We start from the raw sequence: 14521 nt of genomic DNA, 5'->3' as shown, positions 1-14521 counted from the left end.
TAGTTCGAAACCATCGATTATTACAATGAGTAATAGGCTTTATACCAATCCGCGAACGCTTTTGCGCCTTCTTGGATCTTAACTTGAGGTTTGTAACTAACCGCTTCAAACAAATCTTCAGTATCTGCATAAGTCGCATACACATCACCAGGCTGCATTGGCATGAAGTTCTTTTTCGCTTCAATACCTAGAGCGCTTTCTAATGCTTCGATGTAGTCCATTAATTTAACCGGGCTGCCATGACCGATATTAAATACACGATACGGAGCAGAACTGGTTGCTGGTGAGCCTTGCTCAACCGTCCAATCTGGTTGCTTGGCTGGAATACGGTCTTGCACACGAATAATACCTTCAACAATATCATCGATATAAGTGAAATCACGCATCATGTCGCCATTGTTGTAAATGTCGATCTCTTTGCCCGCTACAATTAAGTTCGCAAACTTGAACATCGCCATATCAGGGCGACTCCAAGGGCCGTAAACAGTGAAGAAACGTAGACCGGTCGTCGGTACGTCGTATAAATGAGAATAGGTATGTGCCATCAACTCATTCGATTTCTTGGTCGCGGCGTATAGTGAGATCGGGTGATCAACACTGTCTGCTGTATGGAATGGCATTTTTTGATTCAAGCCATAAACGGAGCTCGATGAAGCATAAACGAGGTGTTCAACCTTATTATGGCGACAGCCTTCAAGAATAGCTAAGTGACCGACAAGGTTGCTATCGGCATACGCCATTGGGTTATCAATTGAGTAACGAACACCCGCTTGCGCTGCTAAATGAATCACACGGTCAAATTTTTGCTCAGCAAACAGCTTCGCCATGCCCTCTCTATCAGCAAGATCCAGCTCGATAAAGGTCAGGTTTTCATGCTCGATACGTTTCAGACGGTCATGCTTCAGTGAGACTTCGTAGTAGTCATTCAAGTTATCAATACCGACAACTTCATGGCCTGCTGCGCATAGTCGCTCTGACACTGCAGAGCCGATAAAACCGGCAACGCCAGTTACTAAATATTTCATTCTACTATTCTCAATTCATATCATTAGTGTAATTGTAGCTACTAGCCTGCCTATCTACTAGCGTAAAAAAGTGAACATAAGTTCAGTTTTTTTATACTTGGCACTGTTCACAGAAGAACGTGTTTCTCTGCCCTATTTTTAACTCTTGAATCAGAGCCTCACAATTAGGGCATTCCTCTTTCGCTTTACCATAAACCTGTAGCTCTTGAGCAAAGTATCCAGGCTTGCCATCAGCTTGTGCAAAATCCTTTAAAGTGGTCCCGCCTTGTTTGATAGCGGTGGCGAGCACTTGTTTGATCTCTTTCGTTAGCAATACCCACTCTTCTTTTGTCACTTTATTCGCCGGTCGCAAAGGGTGAATTCGTGAAGAAAATAGTGCTTCGTTGGCGTAAATATTACCGACCCCCACCACCACTTTATTGTCCATGATGAATTGCTTCACGGCGACTTTACGTTTCTCAGCCTTCTCAGCTATGTATTCGGCATTGAAGTCGTCTGTTAACGGCTCGGGGCCAGACCCCAGTAACACAGGATGGACTTCATCAGGCGCCGACCATAGCCAAGCACCAAAGCGGCGTGGGTCGTTATAACGCAGTACCTTGCCGTTAGTGAGCTTAAGATCCACGTGATCGTGTTTGGCTGCCGGGAAATCGGCATCTAATACGCGCAGTGAGCCAGACATCCCCAAATGAACAATGGCACTACCAACCTTAGTTTCAATGATCAGATACTTAGCTCGACGAGAGATGGCGAGTATTTTTTCACCTTCCAACTGTTTTAAATCAAGTGGGATATCCCAACGTAATTTAGGTGTCCGAAAAGTCATCGTTTTTATTGTCTCACCAACTAAATGAGGCGAGATCCCCATACGGCTCACTTCAACTTCGGGTAATTCAGGCATAATTTAGTCGTCCGATTTAGGTGGTTTGTCTGATATAGATAGCTTGTCTGATTTCAATGAATGTTCTGAGCTAAGGCTTGGAAACAGGTAGCTCTCTTCAATAGACACCGCCAGCCACTGATCATTCCAGTTTTTTAACAACCAGAACTCTGGCAATTGATAATAGGTAATACGCTGGGGCTCTTCTTGGTCTTGATACCATACTTCGATGGTATGTGGTGTATTTAACCGAGGCGTAAGGTCTGTATAAGTCTGTGAGTCGACTTCCGTACCCACAAGCTCTTTCCAACGCTGTGACAACTCTTGTGCATTGATAGTTTGAGGGAAGTCTGCATCTTTGAACTGGTAAACCCATTGATTGTCTTGTTGAACGACAGACCACTTAGCAAAGTGTAACGCTTGAAGCTCTGCTGCTGGATTTAGGAGATAAGGGTAAGGGCTCTCAACCTGAGGCTCAGGCTCGATAAGGTACGCTTTGATCAGTGTTGGAAGGTTTAACACCCCAATAAAAGCGATCACGCTTAACATGAGTATGTTGTTCCACCGGCGTCCACGATATCTCATCTGATTCTGCTCATCTAATCTATTGAGCAATCAGTATATCGTGAAACGAGCAACACTTTCTATGCACACGACTTTCTGTGCGTTGTTTGCTTATCGATTAAAGGGGGAGAATTGATAATGCCTAATTTCAGATATAAAAAAACCCAGCGATTAAGCTGGGTTTTTTAACTTTTTCTTCTACTGGAGAAGAGCAAAAAAAGCATCAATTACTTGATTTTCGCTTCTTTGTACATAACGTGTTGGCGAACTACTGGATCAAACTTTTTGATCTCAAATTTGCCTGGCATGTTACGTTTGTTCTTATCAGTTGTGTAGAAGTGACCAGTACCTGCAGAAGATACTAGACGAATTTTCTCACGAATGCCTTTAGCCATTGCTTAATTCCTCTTAAACGTTTTCGCCACGTGCACGGATATCAACAAGAACAGCATCGATGCCTTTCTTATCAATAATACGCATGCCTTTAGCAGTTAGACGTAGTTTAACAAAACGTTTTTCGCTCTCTACCCAGAAACGATGAGTTTGTAGGTTCGGCAGAAAACGGCGCTTAGTAGCATTGCGTGCGTGTGAACGGTTGTTACCCGTTACTGGACGCTTACCAGTTACTTGGCATACTCGGGACATGAATGTCTTCTCCAATCGTTTCAGCTCGATATCAACCTTGGTGGCCGAACCTCTCTATCAATTAAAATAGAAGGTAAAAACCGTTATGGAAAATCCATACAAGGCTATCAAAGGTCGCGCATTATACTAACTTGACACGCATTGCTCAAGACCCGAACAGATCCTTTTTACGGATTTCGTGATCTTTTTTTGTGCAGCGCAGCTTGCTTGAGTAATCAGAGCTGATTTTAGGTCTAAAAATGTGGGCGGAATAATAGCAGATTTAACGCAACTAACAACCTAAAATGTGATTCAAATCCATCCACGCTCTGCAAAAGAGACAACTTCGCCATCTCCAACGACAAAATGGTCGAGAACTCGGATGTCCACCAGCGCCAATGCGTCGGTTAATCTGCGTGTAATTCGCCTATCTGCTTGGCTTGGCTCCGCGACACCAGAAGGATGGTTGTGCGCTAGGATTAATGCCGCTGCATTATGGTGAAGAGACCGTTTAACCACTTCCCGAGGGTAAACCGATGCAGCATCGATGGTTCCTTCAAACATCACCTCGTCCTTTATTACCCTATTTTGGTTATCGAGGAACAATATATAGAAGGCTTCTCGCTGGCGATCGCGCAGCATGCTCGAAAGATAAAGCTTAGTATGACTAGGGCTAGTGAGTGCATCTCCACGAGATAACGTCTCTGCTAAATAACGTTGCGTCATCTCTAACACAGCCTGCAATTGAACATATTTCGCTTGCCCCAGCCCTTTATGGGCACAGAATTCCGTTTCCGTTGCAGAAAACAGTTGCCGTAGCGAGCCAAAGTCTTTGATCAACTTATCGGCTAACTCTAGTACGTTCATTCCCTGTGTACCTGTACGAAGAAATATCGCGAGCAATTCGGCATCACTCAAAGAATCCGGCCCTCTATTTAGTAGTTTTTCTCTCGGCATCGATTCGGCAGGAATATTACTGATAGGCATATAAAGGCTATTTCGTTGGTCATAAATACAGTCCATCAGATTAACGGCCTTGCTCAATGAGATCCTTCAATGCAGTAGAAGGGGGTCGAGTCGCTTGTAAAACCATGTAATTGATAAGTTTGATAACACCAACTTGATGCGCGTCAACTCTGTTCGAACTCTGCTTCTAGGCACTCATCCTTTGTTCTGATATCGTAAGTCGCAGAAAAATTAAGGAACAGAATCATGCAAACATTGGTTAATCAACTGAGTAACGCAGACCAACAAGGCCTAGCAGGTAAAAAAATCCTACTTGGTATTAGTGGTGGTATCGCTGCTTATAAATGTGCCGAACTGACTCGTCGCTTAATTGAACGTGGAGCACAGGTACAAGTCGTGATGACAAATGCGGCCAAGGAGTTCATTACTCCCCTCACCATGCAAGCCGTCTCTGGAAGGCCAGTGTCTGATAGTTTGCTTGATCCTGCGGCGGAAGCTTCCATGGGGCACATCGAGCTCGCAAAGTGGGCTGACTTGGTATTACTAGCACCAGCAACCGCCGACCTTATTGCGCGCATGACAGCTGGCATGGGTAACGACTTGCTGACCACTTTGGTTTTAGCAACCGATGCACCAGTTGCGGTCTCTCCGGCCATGAACCAGCAAATGTACAGCCATCCTGCGACTCAAGAGAACATCGCGACACTAAAACGTCGTGGTTGTGAAATCTGGGGGCCTGCGGCTGGCGAGCAAGCGTGTGGTGATGTCGGTATGGGTCGTATGTTAGAGCCAATGCAGCTAGTACATCGCTGTGAAGACTTCTTCCAACCTAAGCCGCTTACTGGCCGTTCTGTGCTTATTACTGCAGGTCCGACTCGTGAAGCGATTGACCCTGTGCGTTACATTACCAACCACAGCTCAGGCAAGATGGGCTATGCACTGGCTGAAGCAGCCGTTAAACAAGGCGCAACAGTCACTCTAGTCAGCGGCCCTGTATCACTCGCGACACCAAGCCAAGTGACTCGTATTGATGTCGACAGCGCTCAACAGATGTTTGATGCGGTTACAGCAACAGCTTCTCAACACGATATTTTCATCAGCTGCGCAGCGGTTGCCGATTACCGCCCTGAGACCATTGCAGACCAAAAGCTTAAAAAGGTCGACGGTAAAGACGACATGACCATTCAAATGGTGAAGAACCCAGATATCGTTGCTTCTGTCGCTTCAATGACCGAAGGTCGCCCCTTTACCGTAGGCTTCGCAGCTGAAACTCAAGATGTTGAGAAATACGCGCGCGGTAAACTGGAAAGAAAGAATCTCGACATGATCTGCGCCAACGACGTCTCAGTCGAAGGGCAAGGCTTTAATAGCAGTAGCAATGAGCTGCACCTTTATTGGAAAGGCGGCGATAAATCTCTGCCACTGGAAAGCAAAGACACACTTGGTTTCCAGATCCTCGATCAGATCCAACAGCTTATTGATGCATAAACGCACAAATTTGCTCTGACAATCTGCTGACACCTCTCGATTCTGTTGACCTAGGGCTCACAAAACTAGGAAACAGAATTGAATGGTGTTTATAATCCTTCTTCACTCAATCCTCATCTTTAGGAAGGAAGTAAATAGATGGCTGGTGCTCGAAAATCAAACCGTCGTGAAGAAATCCTACAAGCTCTCGCACAAATGTTGGAATCGACCGAAGGTGCTTCTCGTATCACAACGGTAAAGTTGGCCAAGCAAGTGGGTGTTTCTGAAGCTGCGTTATACCGCCACTTCCCAAGCAAAGCCCGCATGTTTGAAGGCCTGATCGAGTTCATTGAAGAAGCGTTGATGTCTCGAATCAACCGCATTCTGGATGAAGAGAAAGACACGCTAGAGCGCATACGCCTGGTGCTACAACTTATTTTAGCTTTCTCAGAACGTAACCCAGGCCTGACTCGAATTTTGTCTGGCCATGCTCTAATGTTTGAAAATGAACGCCTGCGTGATCGCATCAACCAACTTTTCGAACGCATTGAGACGCAACTTCGCCAGATCCTGCGTGAAAGAAAGCTTCGTGAAGGGAAATCATTCCCGGTTGATGAGAAAATCTTAGCCGCTCAGCTGCTAGGTCAAGTTGAAGGTAGCTTGAATCGATTTGTTCGCTCAGATTTCAAATATCAACCGACAGAAAACTTTGATGCTTATTGGGCTCTGCTAAGCGCTCAAATTAAGTAGCAATTAAATTAAGTAGCAATCAAATCTTAAGTGATGGTTATGACGACGAAAACTTCTCCGACAAACAGCACTGCACAACACGTTATTACTAAGCCACCTTTTACTCTGGCGTTACTCCACCCTAAATACTGGGGCGTTTGGTTCGGTTTTGGGCTATTAGCGCTTATCGTTAATGTTCTCCCTTACCGTATGTTATTACTTCTAGGTCGTTTATTGGGTTCTCTTGGTGCTCGTTTTGGCAAGAAGCGCGTCGCGGTAGCAACCCGTAACTTGGAACTCGCCTTCCCAGACAAGCCAGCTGATGAAGTCGCGACAATGGTCAGTGAGAACTTTAAGAATACTGGTATGGCGCTAATCGAAACCGGTATTACGTGGTTTTGGCCAACATGGCGTTTCAAGCGCATCCTAGTGGACAAAGACACCCAAATGCTGCGTACTCACAAAGCCAACGGTAAAGGGGTTCTTCTATGCTGCGTTCATGCCTTAAATCTAGAGATCACTGCGCGAGCAATGGCGGTACTTGGCATTTCTGGTTTAGGTGTTTACCGCCCGCACAACAATCCAGCTTATGAGTTCATTCAATACCGAGGTCGTACTCAGAACGGCAATCGCTTGATTCACCGTAAAGATGTGAAACGTATGATTCGAATTCTGCGTCAGGGTGAGATCCTTTTCTATCTGCCAGATCATGATTACGGCCGTAACAAAGCTGTGTTTGTGCCTTTCTTCGCGGTAGAAGATGCGTGTACTACCACAGGGACTAGCATTCTGGCTTACACCAGCCGATGCGCAATTGTTCCGGGTTCAGGTTTTAGAAATGCCGATGGCAAGTATGAAATCATGGCCGATGAATCAATCGAAGATAACTACCCACAGAAAGATGAGAAAGCAGCGGCAGCTTACATGAACCGCTACCTTGAGAAGATTATCTTACGTGCTCCAGAGCAATGGATGTGGCTACACAAGCGCTTCAAAACAATGGAAGATCCAGAAGTGGAGCGCGGTATTCGTTATAAATAATTAATACTGAACCAAAAGAAAAGGGGCTGATGAATCATCAGCCCCTTGTGCATTCTATAGTCTAATTACGAGTAGTATTAGATGCCGTATTGAGCGCGGTACGCTTTTACTGACTCTAGGTGTGCGGCGTCTGTGCCTTTCTCTTCAAGGAAAGTCACCAAGTCAGTCAGGCTAACGATTGAGATGATTGCACAACCGAAGTCACGCTCAACTTCTTGAATCGCAGACAGCTCGCCTTTGCCCTTCTCTTGACGGTCGATAGCAACAAGCACGCCCGCTAAATCAGCGCCGTTTGCTTGGATGATTTCCATCGACTCACGAATCGCAGTACCTGCAGTGATCACGTCGTCCACTAGCATGATGCGACCTTCAAGTGCGCTACCTACTAGATTGCCACCTTCGCCGTGGTTTTTCGCTTCTTTACGGTTAAAGCAGTAAGGCGTGTCTACATCGTGGTGATCTGCCAATGCAACCGCTGTTGTCGTTGCAATTGGAATACCCTTGTATGCAGGGCCAAATAGCACATCGAATTCAATGCCAGAATCAGCCAATGCCGCTGCGTAGAAGCGACCTAAGCGTGCTAGGTCACGGCCTGTATTAAACAATCCAGCATTGAAGAAGTAAGGGCTCTTACGGCCAGACTTTAAAGTAAACTCACCAAACTTAAGTACTTCTTTCTCTAGTGCAAATTCAATAAATTCACGTTGATATGCTTTCATGCTCATCCTCTAAATTAATTTACTTTCCAATTCCTAACTTCCGATCACTTCGAAAGCTAACGATGATGTATTTTCTAAATAGATAGCTCTACAACAAGGCAGCAAGATTTTTCAGCCCTATGAGCATAGGGAACCTATGTGATTAGGGTGAAAAATTGTAGCTAACACAGGTGTAGAGTTATCTATGATGAAAATAAAAAAATAGCCCCCATTTGGGAGCTATTAAAAATGATTAGTCGGCCAACGCAGCTTTTTGCGCTTCAACAATGTCAGCAATGCCCTTATTCGCCAGGGCTAAAAGCTGCATCAGCTCTTCGTGGCTGAACGGTTCGCCTTCTGCTGTGCCTTGAATCTCAATCATCTTACCGTCTTCGGTCATTACAACGTTCATGTCGGTATCAGCTGCTGAGTCTTCAACGTACTCAAGGTCACACAGTGCTTGTGCACCAACGATGCCCACTGAAACTGCCGCTACGTGGCCTTTCATTGGGTTCTTTTTCAGTTTGCCGCTGTCTAATAGGCTCTTGATTGCGTCAGCCATCGCTACGCTTGCACCAGAGATAGACGCAGTACGTGTGCCACCATCGGCTTGGATAACATCACAATCGACAGTGATCATGATTTCACCCATTGCTTTTAGATCAACAACTGCACGCAGGCTACGAGCGATCAGACGTTGGATTTCCATCGTACGACCACCTTGCTTACCGCTCGCCGCTTCACGACGGTTACGAGTGTGTGTTGCACGTGGCAGCATACCGTATTCAGCGGTTACCCAACCCTTTCCTTGGCCTTTTAACCAACGCGGCACGTTTTCTTCTACCGTTGCATTACATAGAACTTTAGTGTTGCCGAACTCAACTAATACAGAACCCTCAGCATAAGCTGTGTAGTTACGAGTAATTTTAATTGGACGAATTTGATCTGCAGCGCGGTCATTTGGACGCATTGGTATCTACCTTATTAACAGTCTGAAGTGATTTACTATCGAAAGAGTGCATCACCTGAGAAAGGGGTGAGACAGTTTTGATTGGGGCAAGATTATATAGCAGTTTACCTTTCAAATCTATTTACCGTTCAAAGCGATTTATCATCGAAAGCTATTTTTCGTAACAGGAGGTTTACCGTGAAAGGGGAACTACTGCGAAAAGGAAACGAACATGAAAGAAAGAATGAGACTGAAAGGATAACTACGTGAAAAGCTCCGGCTTCGGGTGCAACCCGTATCGTGATACTATGCGTGCGCGTTATTTTCAGAATGATAAAAGACAGGAAAATTCGATGATTTATAGTATGACCGCGTACGCACGCAAAGAAGTAAAAGGCGATTGGGGCAGCGCAGTATGGGAAATCCGTAGTGTAAACCAACGCTACCTAGAAACTTACTTCCGTATGCCTGAACAGTTCCGTGGTTTAGAGCCAATCTTGCGTGAGCGTTTCCGTAAGCGTCTTGCACGCGGTAAGGTTGAATGTAACCTACGCTTTGAGGCAAACCCTGCAGCAAAGGGCGAGCTAAGCATTAACGAAGGTTTGGCTCAGCAAGTAATCAATGCTGCGAACCAAGTAATGACGATGACTGGCGAAGACAGCCGTTTGAACCCATTCCAAGTGATGAACTGGCCTGGCGTGATGGAAACACCTGAGCAAGACATGGATGCCATCAACAAAGACCTGCTAGAAGCATTCAACGAAGCAATCGCAGAGTTCATTGATGCTCGTGCTCGCGAAGGTGAGAACATGAAGGCGCTCATCGTACAGCGCTTAGATGCAATCACTGAAGAAGTCGTGAAAGTTCGTGCACGTATGCCTGAGATTTTAGAATGGCAACGTGAGCGTCTACTTAACAAGTTTGAAGAAGCGAAAATTGAGCTTGAAGGTTCTCGTGTTGAGCAAGAGCTTATCCTGCTAGCGCAGAAGTCAGACGTAGCCGAAGAGCTAGACCGTCTAGATTCTCATGTCAAAGAAGCAAACGCAGTACTGAAGAAAGGTGGCGCTTGTGGCCGTAAACTGGACTTCATGATGCAAGAGTTCAACCGTGAGTCAAACACGCTAGCATCTAAGTCTATCAGCACAGACATCACAGCATCAGGCGTAGAGCTTAAAGTTCTTATCGAACAGATGCGTGAGCAGATCCAGAATATTGAATAACAGTTTGTAAGAACAAGCTGAATCAGTGTTGATTAACTTAAAGATAAGCTCCTAAATTTAGGGGCTTTTTTTTATAAATACAATGATGCACAGCAAGAAAAATCGAAGATCAGAAAGTGAGCCGGAAAATTAGCTTAGAACGAAGTATAGATTGTGGATTACGATAAGGGTGTAAAGAAGTAATGGGGGTAATGAAAGTAAAAAGGTATTAAAGATATTTCAGAGAGAGATGAAGACTTGAAGCAGGAGATAGAAATTAAAGCAGAAGGTAAAGCAGGAAAGTGACGCAGGTTGTATACAACCTGCGTCGACTTAAAATCTTATACAGCTACAACGTTTGCAGCTTGAAGACCTTTTTGGCCTTGCTCTACTTCGAAAGACACTTGTTGGCCTTCTTTAAGAGTCTTGAAACCTTCAGAAGCGATAGCACGGAAGTGAACGAATACGTCAGCGCCGCCGTTGTCTTGAGTTAGGAAACCGAAACCTTTCTCTTCGTTAAACCATTTTACTACGCCGTTTGTTTTGTTAGACATGTTGTGTCCCTTATATAAAAATAAAAAATTAATCGCCAAAAGTGCGATGCGCTGAAAGCTTGAATTATTTAATGTATCTATGAAGCTAAGGGAAACACTGAGGATAACAACGAAGCAATACTGAGGGTTTTTCTTTACAACTGGATGTTTCATTTAATAACTCTGAAAACAGAGCGAGGTGATTATTAGTTATCTGAGCTGAGTTGTAAAGCGTTATTTCAATAAAATTTATTTTTCGTTCAATTTGCATCTATTGAGCCCCAGCGAACTGGGGTTCTTGTGCTACGCGCTGAGTCGAAAGAAAACCAACCCCTACTCATCAAGTTGCTTAGTTCGAAGGTCTACATAGGGCCAATAGTGATGTCCGACTCGAATCAGTAATGTGGCAGCTGCCAGGGTAAAGGCCGCTAAAGACAACCAAACGATCAATACTGCATCGAGCTCCTTCATACCTAAGGTGATGTAACGAGCAATCGCCATCATCGCAATGTAGATTGGGTATCGGACTGGGATCTTACCGTTCATCACAAACTGCTGAACCATCGCCAACACTTCCAAGTAAATAAACATCAGAAGAATATCGGTCAGTTGCACTCGCCGCTCAGAAAAAACGTGCATGAACTCTTCAACCATCGCAAACAAGGTCGCCAGTGTGATCGCCACCAGCAAGACCGCTTCCATAATGTGGAACACTTTTAAAAACGGTTTACTAAAAGATTTAGGTAAATGAGAAGACATAGTCACTCTTCAAAAAATAATTAATCCAACCTCTACATTAGCATGCACTCTAGAGAAGCGACGAATACAAAAATGGTCCCACATTCACTGCAGAGCCATCTATTGGTTTTTTACTTAACGACTGTTACTTAACAAACGTTACTTCGCTATTAAGCTTATAGCAGGATTAGGTAAGTTAAGAACACCACACACAGTCCGTAGATAAGCGGGTGTACTTCTTTACGCTTACCCGCGACAACCATAGTGAATGCGTAGCTGATGAAGCCCATCGCCATACCGTTCGCAGGTGAGAAGCTTAGCACTGTGAACATGATGGTGAAGAAGGCTGCAATGCGTGACTCTTTCTTTTCCCAATTAATCTGGCCAAGACGGCCCACCATATAAATACCGACCACGACCATCGCTGGCGCAACCATTGCTGCCGAGAAGATAGAGAAGATTGGGTATAGGAAGAGCGAGATTAAGAACAGGCCAGCCACCATCACTGCCGCTAATCCCGTTTTTGCACCTTGAGAAGAAGCAATGCCAGACTCAGAGAAAGCGGTAATTGATGTCGTACCAAGAATCGAACCAATCACCGTACCGCCGGCATCAGCAACCAACGCTGACTTCGCGTTTGGCACCTTGCCATCTTTGTCGATGATACCCGCATCACGGCCAACGCCCACAATTGTGCTCAAGCCATCAAAGAAATCGACAATCAGGAAGATAAGGACGATGAACAAGAGATCGAACATTTTCTCAGGCGTGAAAGCAGAGAAATCAAAAATAGCACCGAAGCTGCCCGCCATGCTTGGCGGCATAGCAACAAACTGATCTGGAATGGGTGCGTTTGAAGTGCCCATGAAGAAGTCAGCAAGAATGGTCAATACGATAGCAGAAACGAACGAGATGAACGTCGCTAGCTTAATGTCACGAACCATACATCCTAGTGCGATGAAGATGCTCACGTAAGCGATGACCACTTTTGGATCGGAAATGTCGCCTAAGCCAACCAGTACGAACGGGTTAGAAACGATGATGCCTGCATTCTTAAGGCCTAAGAATGCAATGAATAAGCCGAGAGACACAGTAATCGCCAGCTTCAAGTCTTCAGGAATCGACTCAATCATCGACTTACGAATATTGGTTAACGAAAACGCGAGGTACAAGATACCTGACAGGAAAATGCCGAACAGCGCCTCATTCCAAAGCACTGCAACTGAACCACTTAATAGCAAACCTTTGAAGAAGCCGTTCATGCTCATACCCGGTGCAAGCATGACTGGGTAGTTGCCCCAAATGCCCATGATGAGCGTTGCGATAGCCGCAGCCAATGCCGTTGCAGTAAATACCGCCCCTTTGTCCATACCTGGGATCCCCCCCAAAATGGCCGGGTTAACCGCAAGAATGTAGCTCATCGCCAAGAAAGTAATAAAACCCGCGTACAGTTCAGTGCCAATCGTGGTTTTTCTTTCAGTGATTTTAAACATCGAATCAAGCGAGCCAGAGGTGTTCTGGGCTTTCAGGGTGGAATCGGTACTCACAACAAAACCTTTGCAATAAATTAAGAATTTGGTGATTCAAATGCTGTGAGAATAGAGAGGTCTCTACACTAAAAACTGTAGTCACCAAGATAGGCTCGGTAGTAGAAACATCTAGTCCATATCACTAGACATATACAGCATTTAATCGTTTGCGCGGATTGTAAGGATTGAGATTAAAACATCAACATTTTTTGCCTAGATCACATAAAAAAATGAGCGTCGAGGGTCATTACATTTATACCAAACTCAGTCAAAGGATCATTCACTAATAAATAACGATCAAGCCAGTTGTTCTCAATCATCTAAATATGCTACTCTTCGCCTCCATTTTTCTGACCTAATTTTCACCAGTTGCCTCTATTGGTTTCACTCGCTATTCCTTTATAGATGCAATCATCGGTACAACAATTAAGGTCAGTGCTATCTTTTATAGTGTCGGTTTATCGCCTGCACTTAATCCAACCAACAGTGGAAATATACAGATGGGCAAAGGTACTCTTTACATCGTATCTGCACCTAGTGGCGCAGGTAAGTCGAGCTTGATCTCAGCAATGCTAGAAACCAATCCAACCTACGCAATGAAGGTATCTGTTTCACACACCACTCGCGGTATGCGCCCTGGTGAAGAGAATGGTGTTCACTACCACTTTGTAGAAAAACATCACTTCGAAGACCTTATCGGTAAAGGTGAGTTCCTAGAGTACGCTGAAGTGTTCGGCAACTACTACGGTACTTCACGCGTTTGGATTGAAGAAAACCTAGACCGCGGTATCGATGTATTTCTAGATATCGACTGGCAAGGTGCTCGTCAGATCCGTAAACAAATGCCTCAAGCAAAGAGTGTTTTCATTCTTCCACCATCAAATGGTGAACTTGAGCGTCGTTTGAATGTTCGCGGTCAAGACAGCAACGACGTTATTGCGAAACGCATGAGCGAAGCAAAATCAGAAATTTCTCACTATGCAGAATACGATTATGTGATCGTGAATGATGACTTTGATGCAGCCCTAATGGACTTCAGAGCTATCATTCGTGCGGAACGTTTAAAACAAGATAAGCAAGCAGCAAAATACAGCGGCATGCTTACAGCACTACTGGCGGAATAATCTAGAACTAGATTTTCCACTGAGATAAGTATACGGTAAGCTAGTAAGTATCTAGTTAAACTTGTATACTTTCTCGTCATTAAAAATTTATTAGTTAATTACTATTTGGAGTCCTCATGGCACGCGTAACTGTTCAAGACGCTGTTGAAAAAGTTGGCAACCGTTTCGACCTAGTTCTTATTGCGGCTCGCCGCGCACGTCAAATGCAAACTGGCGGCAAAGATTCACTAGTGCCTGAAGAAAACGATAAGCCAACGGTTATCGCCCTTCGCGAAATCGAAGAAAGCCTTATCACTAAAGACGTACTAGATGCTCGTGAGCGTCAAGAGCAACAAGAGCAAGAAGCGGCTGAACTTGCAGCAGTAAGCAGCATCGCTCACACTCGTTAGCTCGCAGTCGTTAGCTCACAGCCGCTAAAAGCGTCATTCGAACTAATTAACCTTCCGGGCCTTTAA

The 14521-nt window shown here is 44.9% G+C and carries 17 protein-coding genes and 1 riboswitch; of the genes, 6 read left to right on the top strand and 11 right to left on the bottom strand.

Annotated features, from left to right (window positions below):
• Positions 1 to 20 precede the first annotated feature (20 nt).
• The 6 genes from ACED48_RS07130 to radC form a co-directional block, all read right to left on the bottom strand.
• Entirely contained in the window at positions 21 to 1025 is a 1005-nt protein-coding gene (locus ACED48_RS07130; RefSeq protein WP_017055644.1) for an NAD-dependent epimerase, read from the bottom strand.
• Between the two features lie 91 nt (positions 1026 to 1116).
• Positions 1117 to 1926 carry a bifunctional DNA-formamidopyrimidine glycosylase/DNA-(apurinic or apyrimidinic site) lyase gene (gene mutM, locus ACED48_RS07125; RefSeq protein ID WP_017055643.1) on the bottom strand — a complete coding sequence of 270 codons (810 nt, stop codon included), beginning with the start codon at positions 1924 to 1926 and terminating at the stop codon, positions 1117 to 1119.
• A gap of 3 nt (positions 1927 to 1929) precedes the next feature.
• Positions 1930 to 2490 carry a hypothetical protein gene (locus tag ACED48_RS07120; RefSeq protein WP_084026674.1) on the bottom strand — a complete coding sequence of 187 codons (561 nt, stop codon included), beginning with the start codon at positions 2488 to 2490 and terminating at the stop codon, positions 1930 to 1932.
• Positions 2491 to 2696: 206 nt separating this feature from the next.
• Complete coding sequence (rpmG, locus tag ACED48_RS07115) at positions 2697 to 2864, bottom strand: 50S ribosomal protein L33 (RefSeq protein WP_002535344.1); 168 nt, start codon at positions 2862 to 2864, stop codon at positions 2697 to 2699.
• 13 nt (positions 2865 to 2877) lie between these two features.
• The gene (rpmB, locus tag ACED48_RS07110; protein WP_004728407.1) at positions 2878 to 3114 is read right to left on the bottom strand and encodes a 50S ribosomal protein L28; all 237 of its coding nucleotides are present in this window, start codon (positions 3112 to 3114) and stop codon (positions 2878 to 2880) included.
• A gap of 291 nt (positions 3115 to 3405) precedes the next feature.
• Entirely contained in the window at positions 3406 to 4080 is a 675-nt protein-coding gene (radC, locus tag ACED48_RS07105; RefSeq protein WP_029626885.1) for a DNA repair protein RadC, read from the bottom strand.
• A 225-nt stretch (positions 4081 to 4305) separates the two neighbouring features.
• Here radC and coaBC point away from each other — a divergent pair, with 225 nt between their 5' ends.
• The 3 genes from coaBC to lpxL all read left to right on the top strand — a co-directional run bounded on the left by coaBC (position 4306) and on the right by lpxL (position 7296).
• A complete protein-coding gene (gene coaBC / locus ACED48_RS07100; protein ID WP_017055640.1) occupies positions 4306 to 5547 on the top strand; it encodes a bifunctional phosphopantothenoylcysteine decarboxylase/phosphopantothenate--cysteine ligase CoaBC in 1242 nt (413 codons plus the stop codon).
• A gap of 138 nt (positions 5548 to 5685) precedes the next feature.
• Positions 5686 to 6276: a nucleoid occlusion factor SlmA gene (slmA, locus tag ACED48_RS07095; RefSeq protein ID WP_017055639.1), complete on the top strand. Its 591-nt coding sequence runs from the start codon at positions 5686 to 5688 to the stop codon at positions 6274 to 6276.
• Positions 6277 to 6315: 39 nt separating this feature from the next.
• On the top strand, positions 6316 to 7296 hold the full coding sequence (lpxL, locus tag ACED48_RS07090; protein ID WP_017055638.1) for an LpxL/LpxP family Kdo(2)-lipid IV(A) lauroyl/palmitoleoyl acyltransferase: 981 nt from the start codon (positions 6316 to 6318) through the stop codon (positions 7294 to 7296).
• 77 nt (positions 7297 to 7373) lie between these two features.
• Here lpxL and pyrE read toward each other — a convergent pair whose 3' ends face one another.
• Positions 7374 to 8015: an orotate phosphoribosyltransferase gene (pyrE, locus tag ACED48_RS07085; RefSeq protein WP_017059267.1), complete on the bottom strand. Its 642-nt coding sequence runs from the start codon at positions 8013 to 8015 to the stop codon at positions 7374 to 7376.
• 232 nt (positions 8016 to 8247) lie between these two features.
• The gene (rph, locus tag ACED48_RS07080) at positions 8248 to 8964 is read right to left on the bottom strand and encodes a ribonuclease PH (protein WP_017055636.1); all 717 of its coding nucleotides are present in this window, start codon (positions 8962 to 8964) and stop codon (positions 8248 to 8250) included.
• 332 nt (positions 8965 to 9296) lie between these two features.
• Here rph and ACED48_RS07075 point away from each other — a divergent pair, with 332 nt between their 5' ends.
• Positions 9297 to 10163: a YicC/YloC family endoribonuclease gene (locus ACED48_RS07075; RefSeq protein WP_017055635.1), complete on the top strand. Its 867-nt coding sequence runs from the start codon at positions 9297 to 9299 to the stop codon at positions 10161 to 10163.
• Positions 10164 to 10483: 320 nt separating this feature from the next.
• Here the strand turns inward: ACED48_RS07075 and ACED48_RS07070 are convergent, their stop codons facing one another.
• The 3 genes from ACED48_RS07070 to ACED48_RS07060 form a co-directional block, all read right to left on the bottom strand.
• On the bottom strand, positions 10484 to 10696 hold the full coding sequence (locus ACED48_RS07070) for a cold-shock protein (protein WP_017055634.1): 213 nt from the start codon (positions 10694 to 10696) through the stop codon (positions 10484 to 10486).
• Between the two features lie 312 nt (positions 10697 to 11008).
• A complete protein-coding gene (locus tag ACED48_RS07065) occupies positions 11009 to 11434 on the bottom strand; it encodes a phosphate-starvation-inducible protein PsiE (RefSeq protein WP_029626884.1) in 426 nt (141 codons plus the stop codon).
• A 155-nt stretch (positions 11435 to 11589) separates the two neighbouring features.
• Complete coding sequence (locus ACED48_RS07060) at positions 11590 to 12960, bottom strand: NCS2 family permease (protein ID WP_017055632.1); 1371 nt, start codon at positions 12958 to 12960, stop codon at positions 11590 to 11592.
• A 58-nt stretch (positions 12961 to 13018) separates the two neighbouring features.
• Positions 13019 to 13118, bottom strand: a riboswitch (purine riboswitch).
• A 324-nt stretch (positions 13119 to 13442) separates the two neighbouring features.
• Between ACED48_RS07060 and gmk the strand changes: the two genes are divergently transcribed.
• Together gmk and rpoZ are read left to right on the top strand one after the other, a co-directional pair.
• Entirely contained in the window at positions 13443 to 14066 is a 624-nt protein-coding gene (gmk, locus tag ACED48_RS07055) for a guanylate kinase (protein WP_017055631.1), read from the top strand.
• A 116-nt stretch (positions 14067 to 14182) separates the two neighbouring features.
• The gene (rpoZ, locus tag ACED48_RS07050; protein ID WP_017055630.1) at positions 14183 to 14455 is read left to right on the top strand and encodes a DNA-directed RNA polymerase subunit omega; all 273 of its coding nucleotides are present in this window, start codon (positions 14183 to 14185) and stop codon (positions 14453 to 14455) included.
• The last annotated feature ends 66 nt before the right edge of the window (positions 14456 to 14521 follow it).

Origin of the sequence: Vibrio sp. 5S239, from assembly GCF_041439575.1 — a bacterium.
Lineage (GTDB): Bacteria > Pseudomonadota > Gammaproteobacteria > Enterobacterales > Vibrionaceae > Vibrio > Vibrio kanaloae.
Note: the sequence above shows the minus strand (reverse complement) of the source record. Positions and strands in the feature narration are given on the sequence as shown.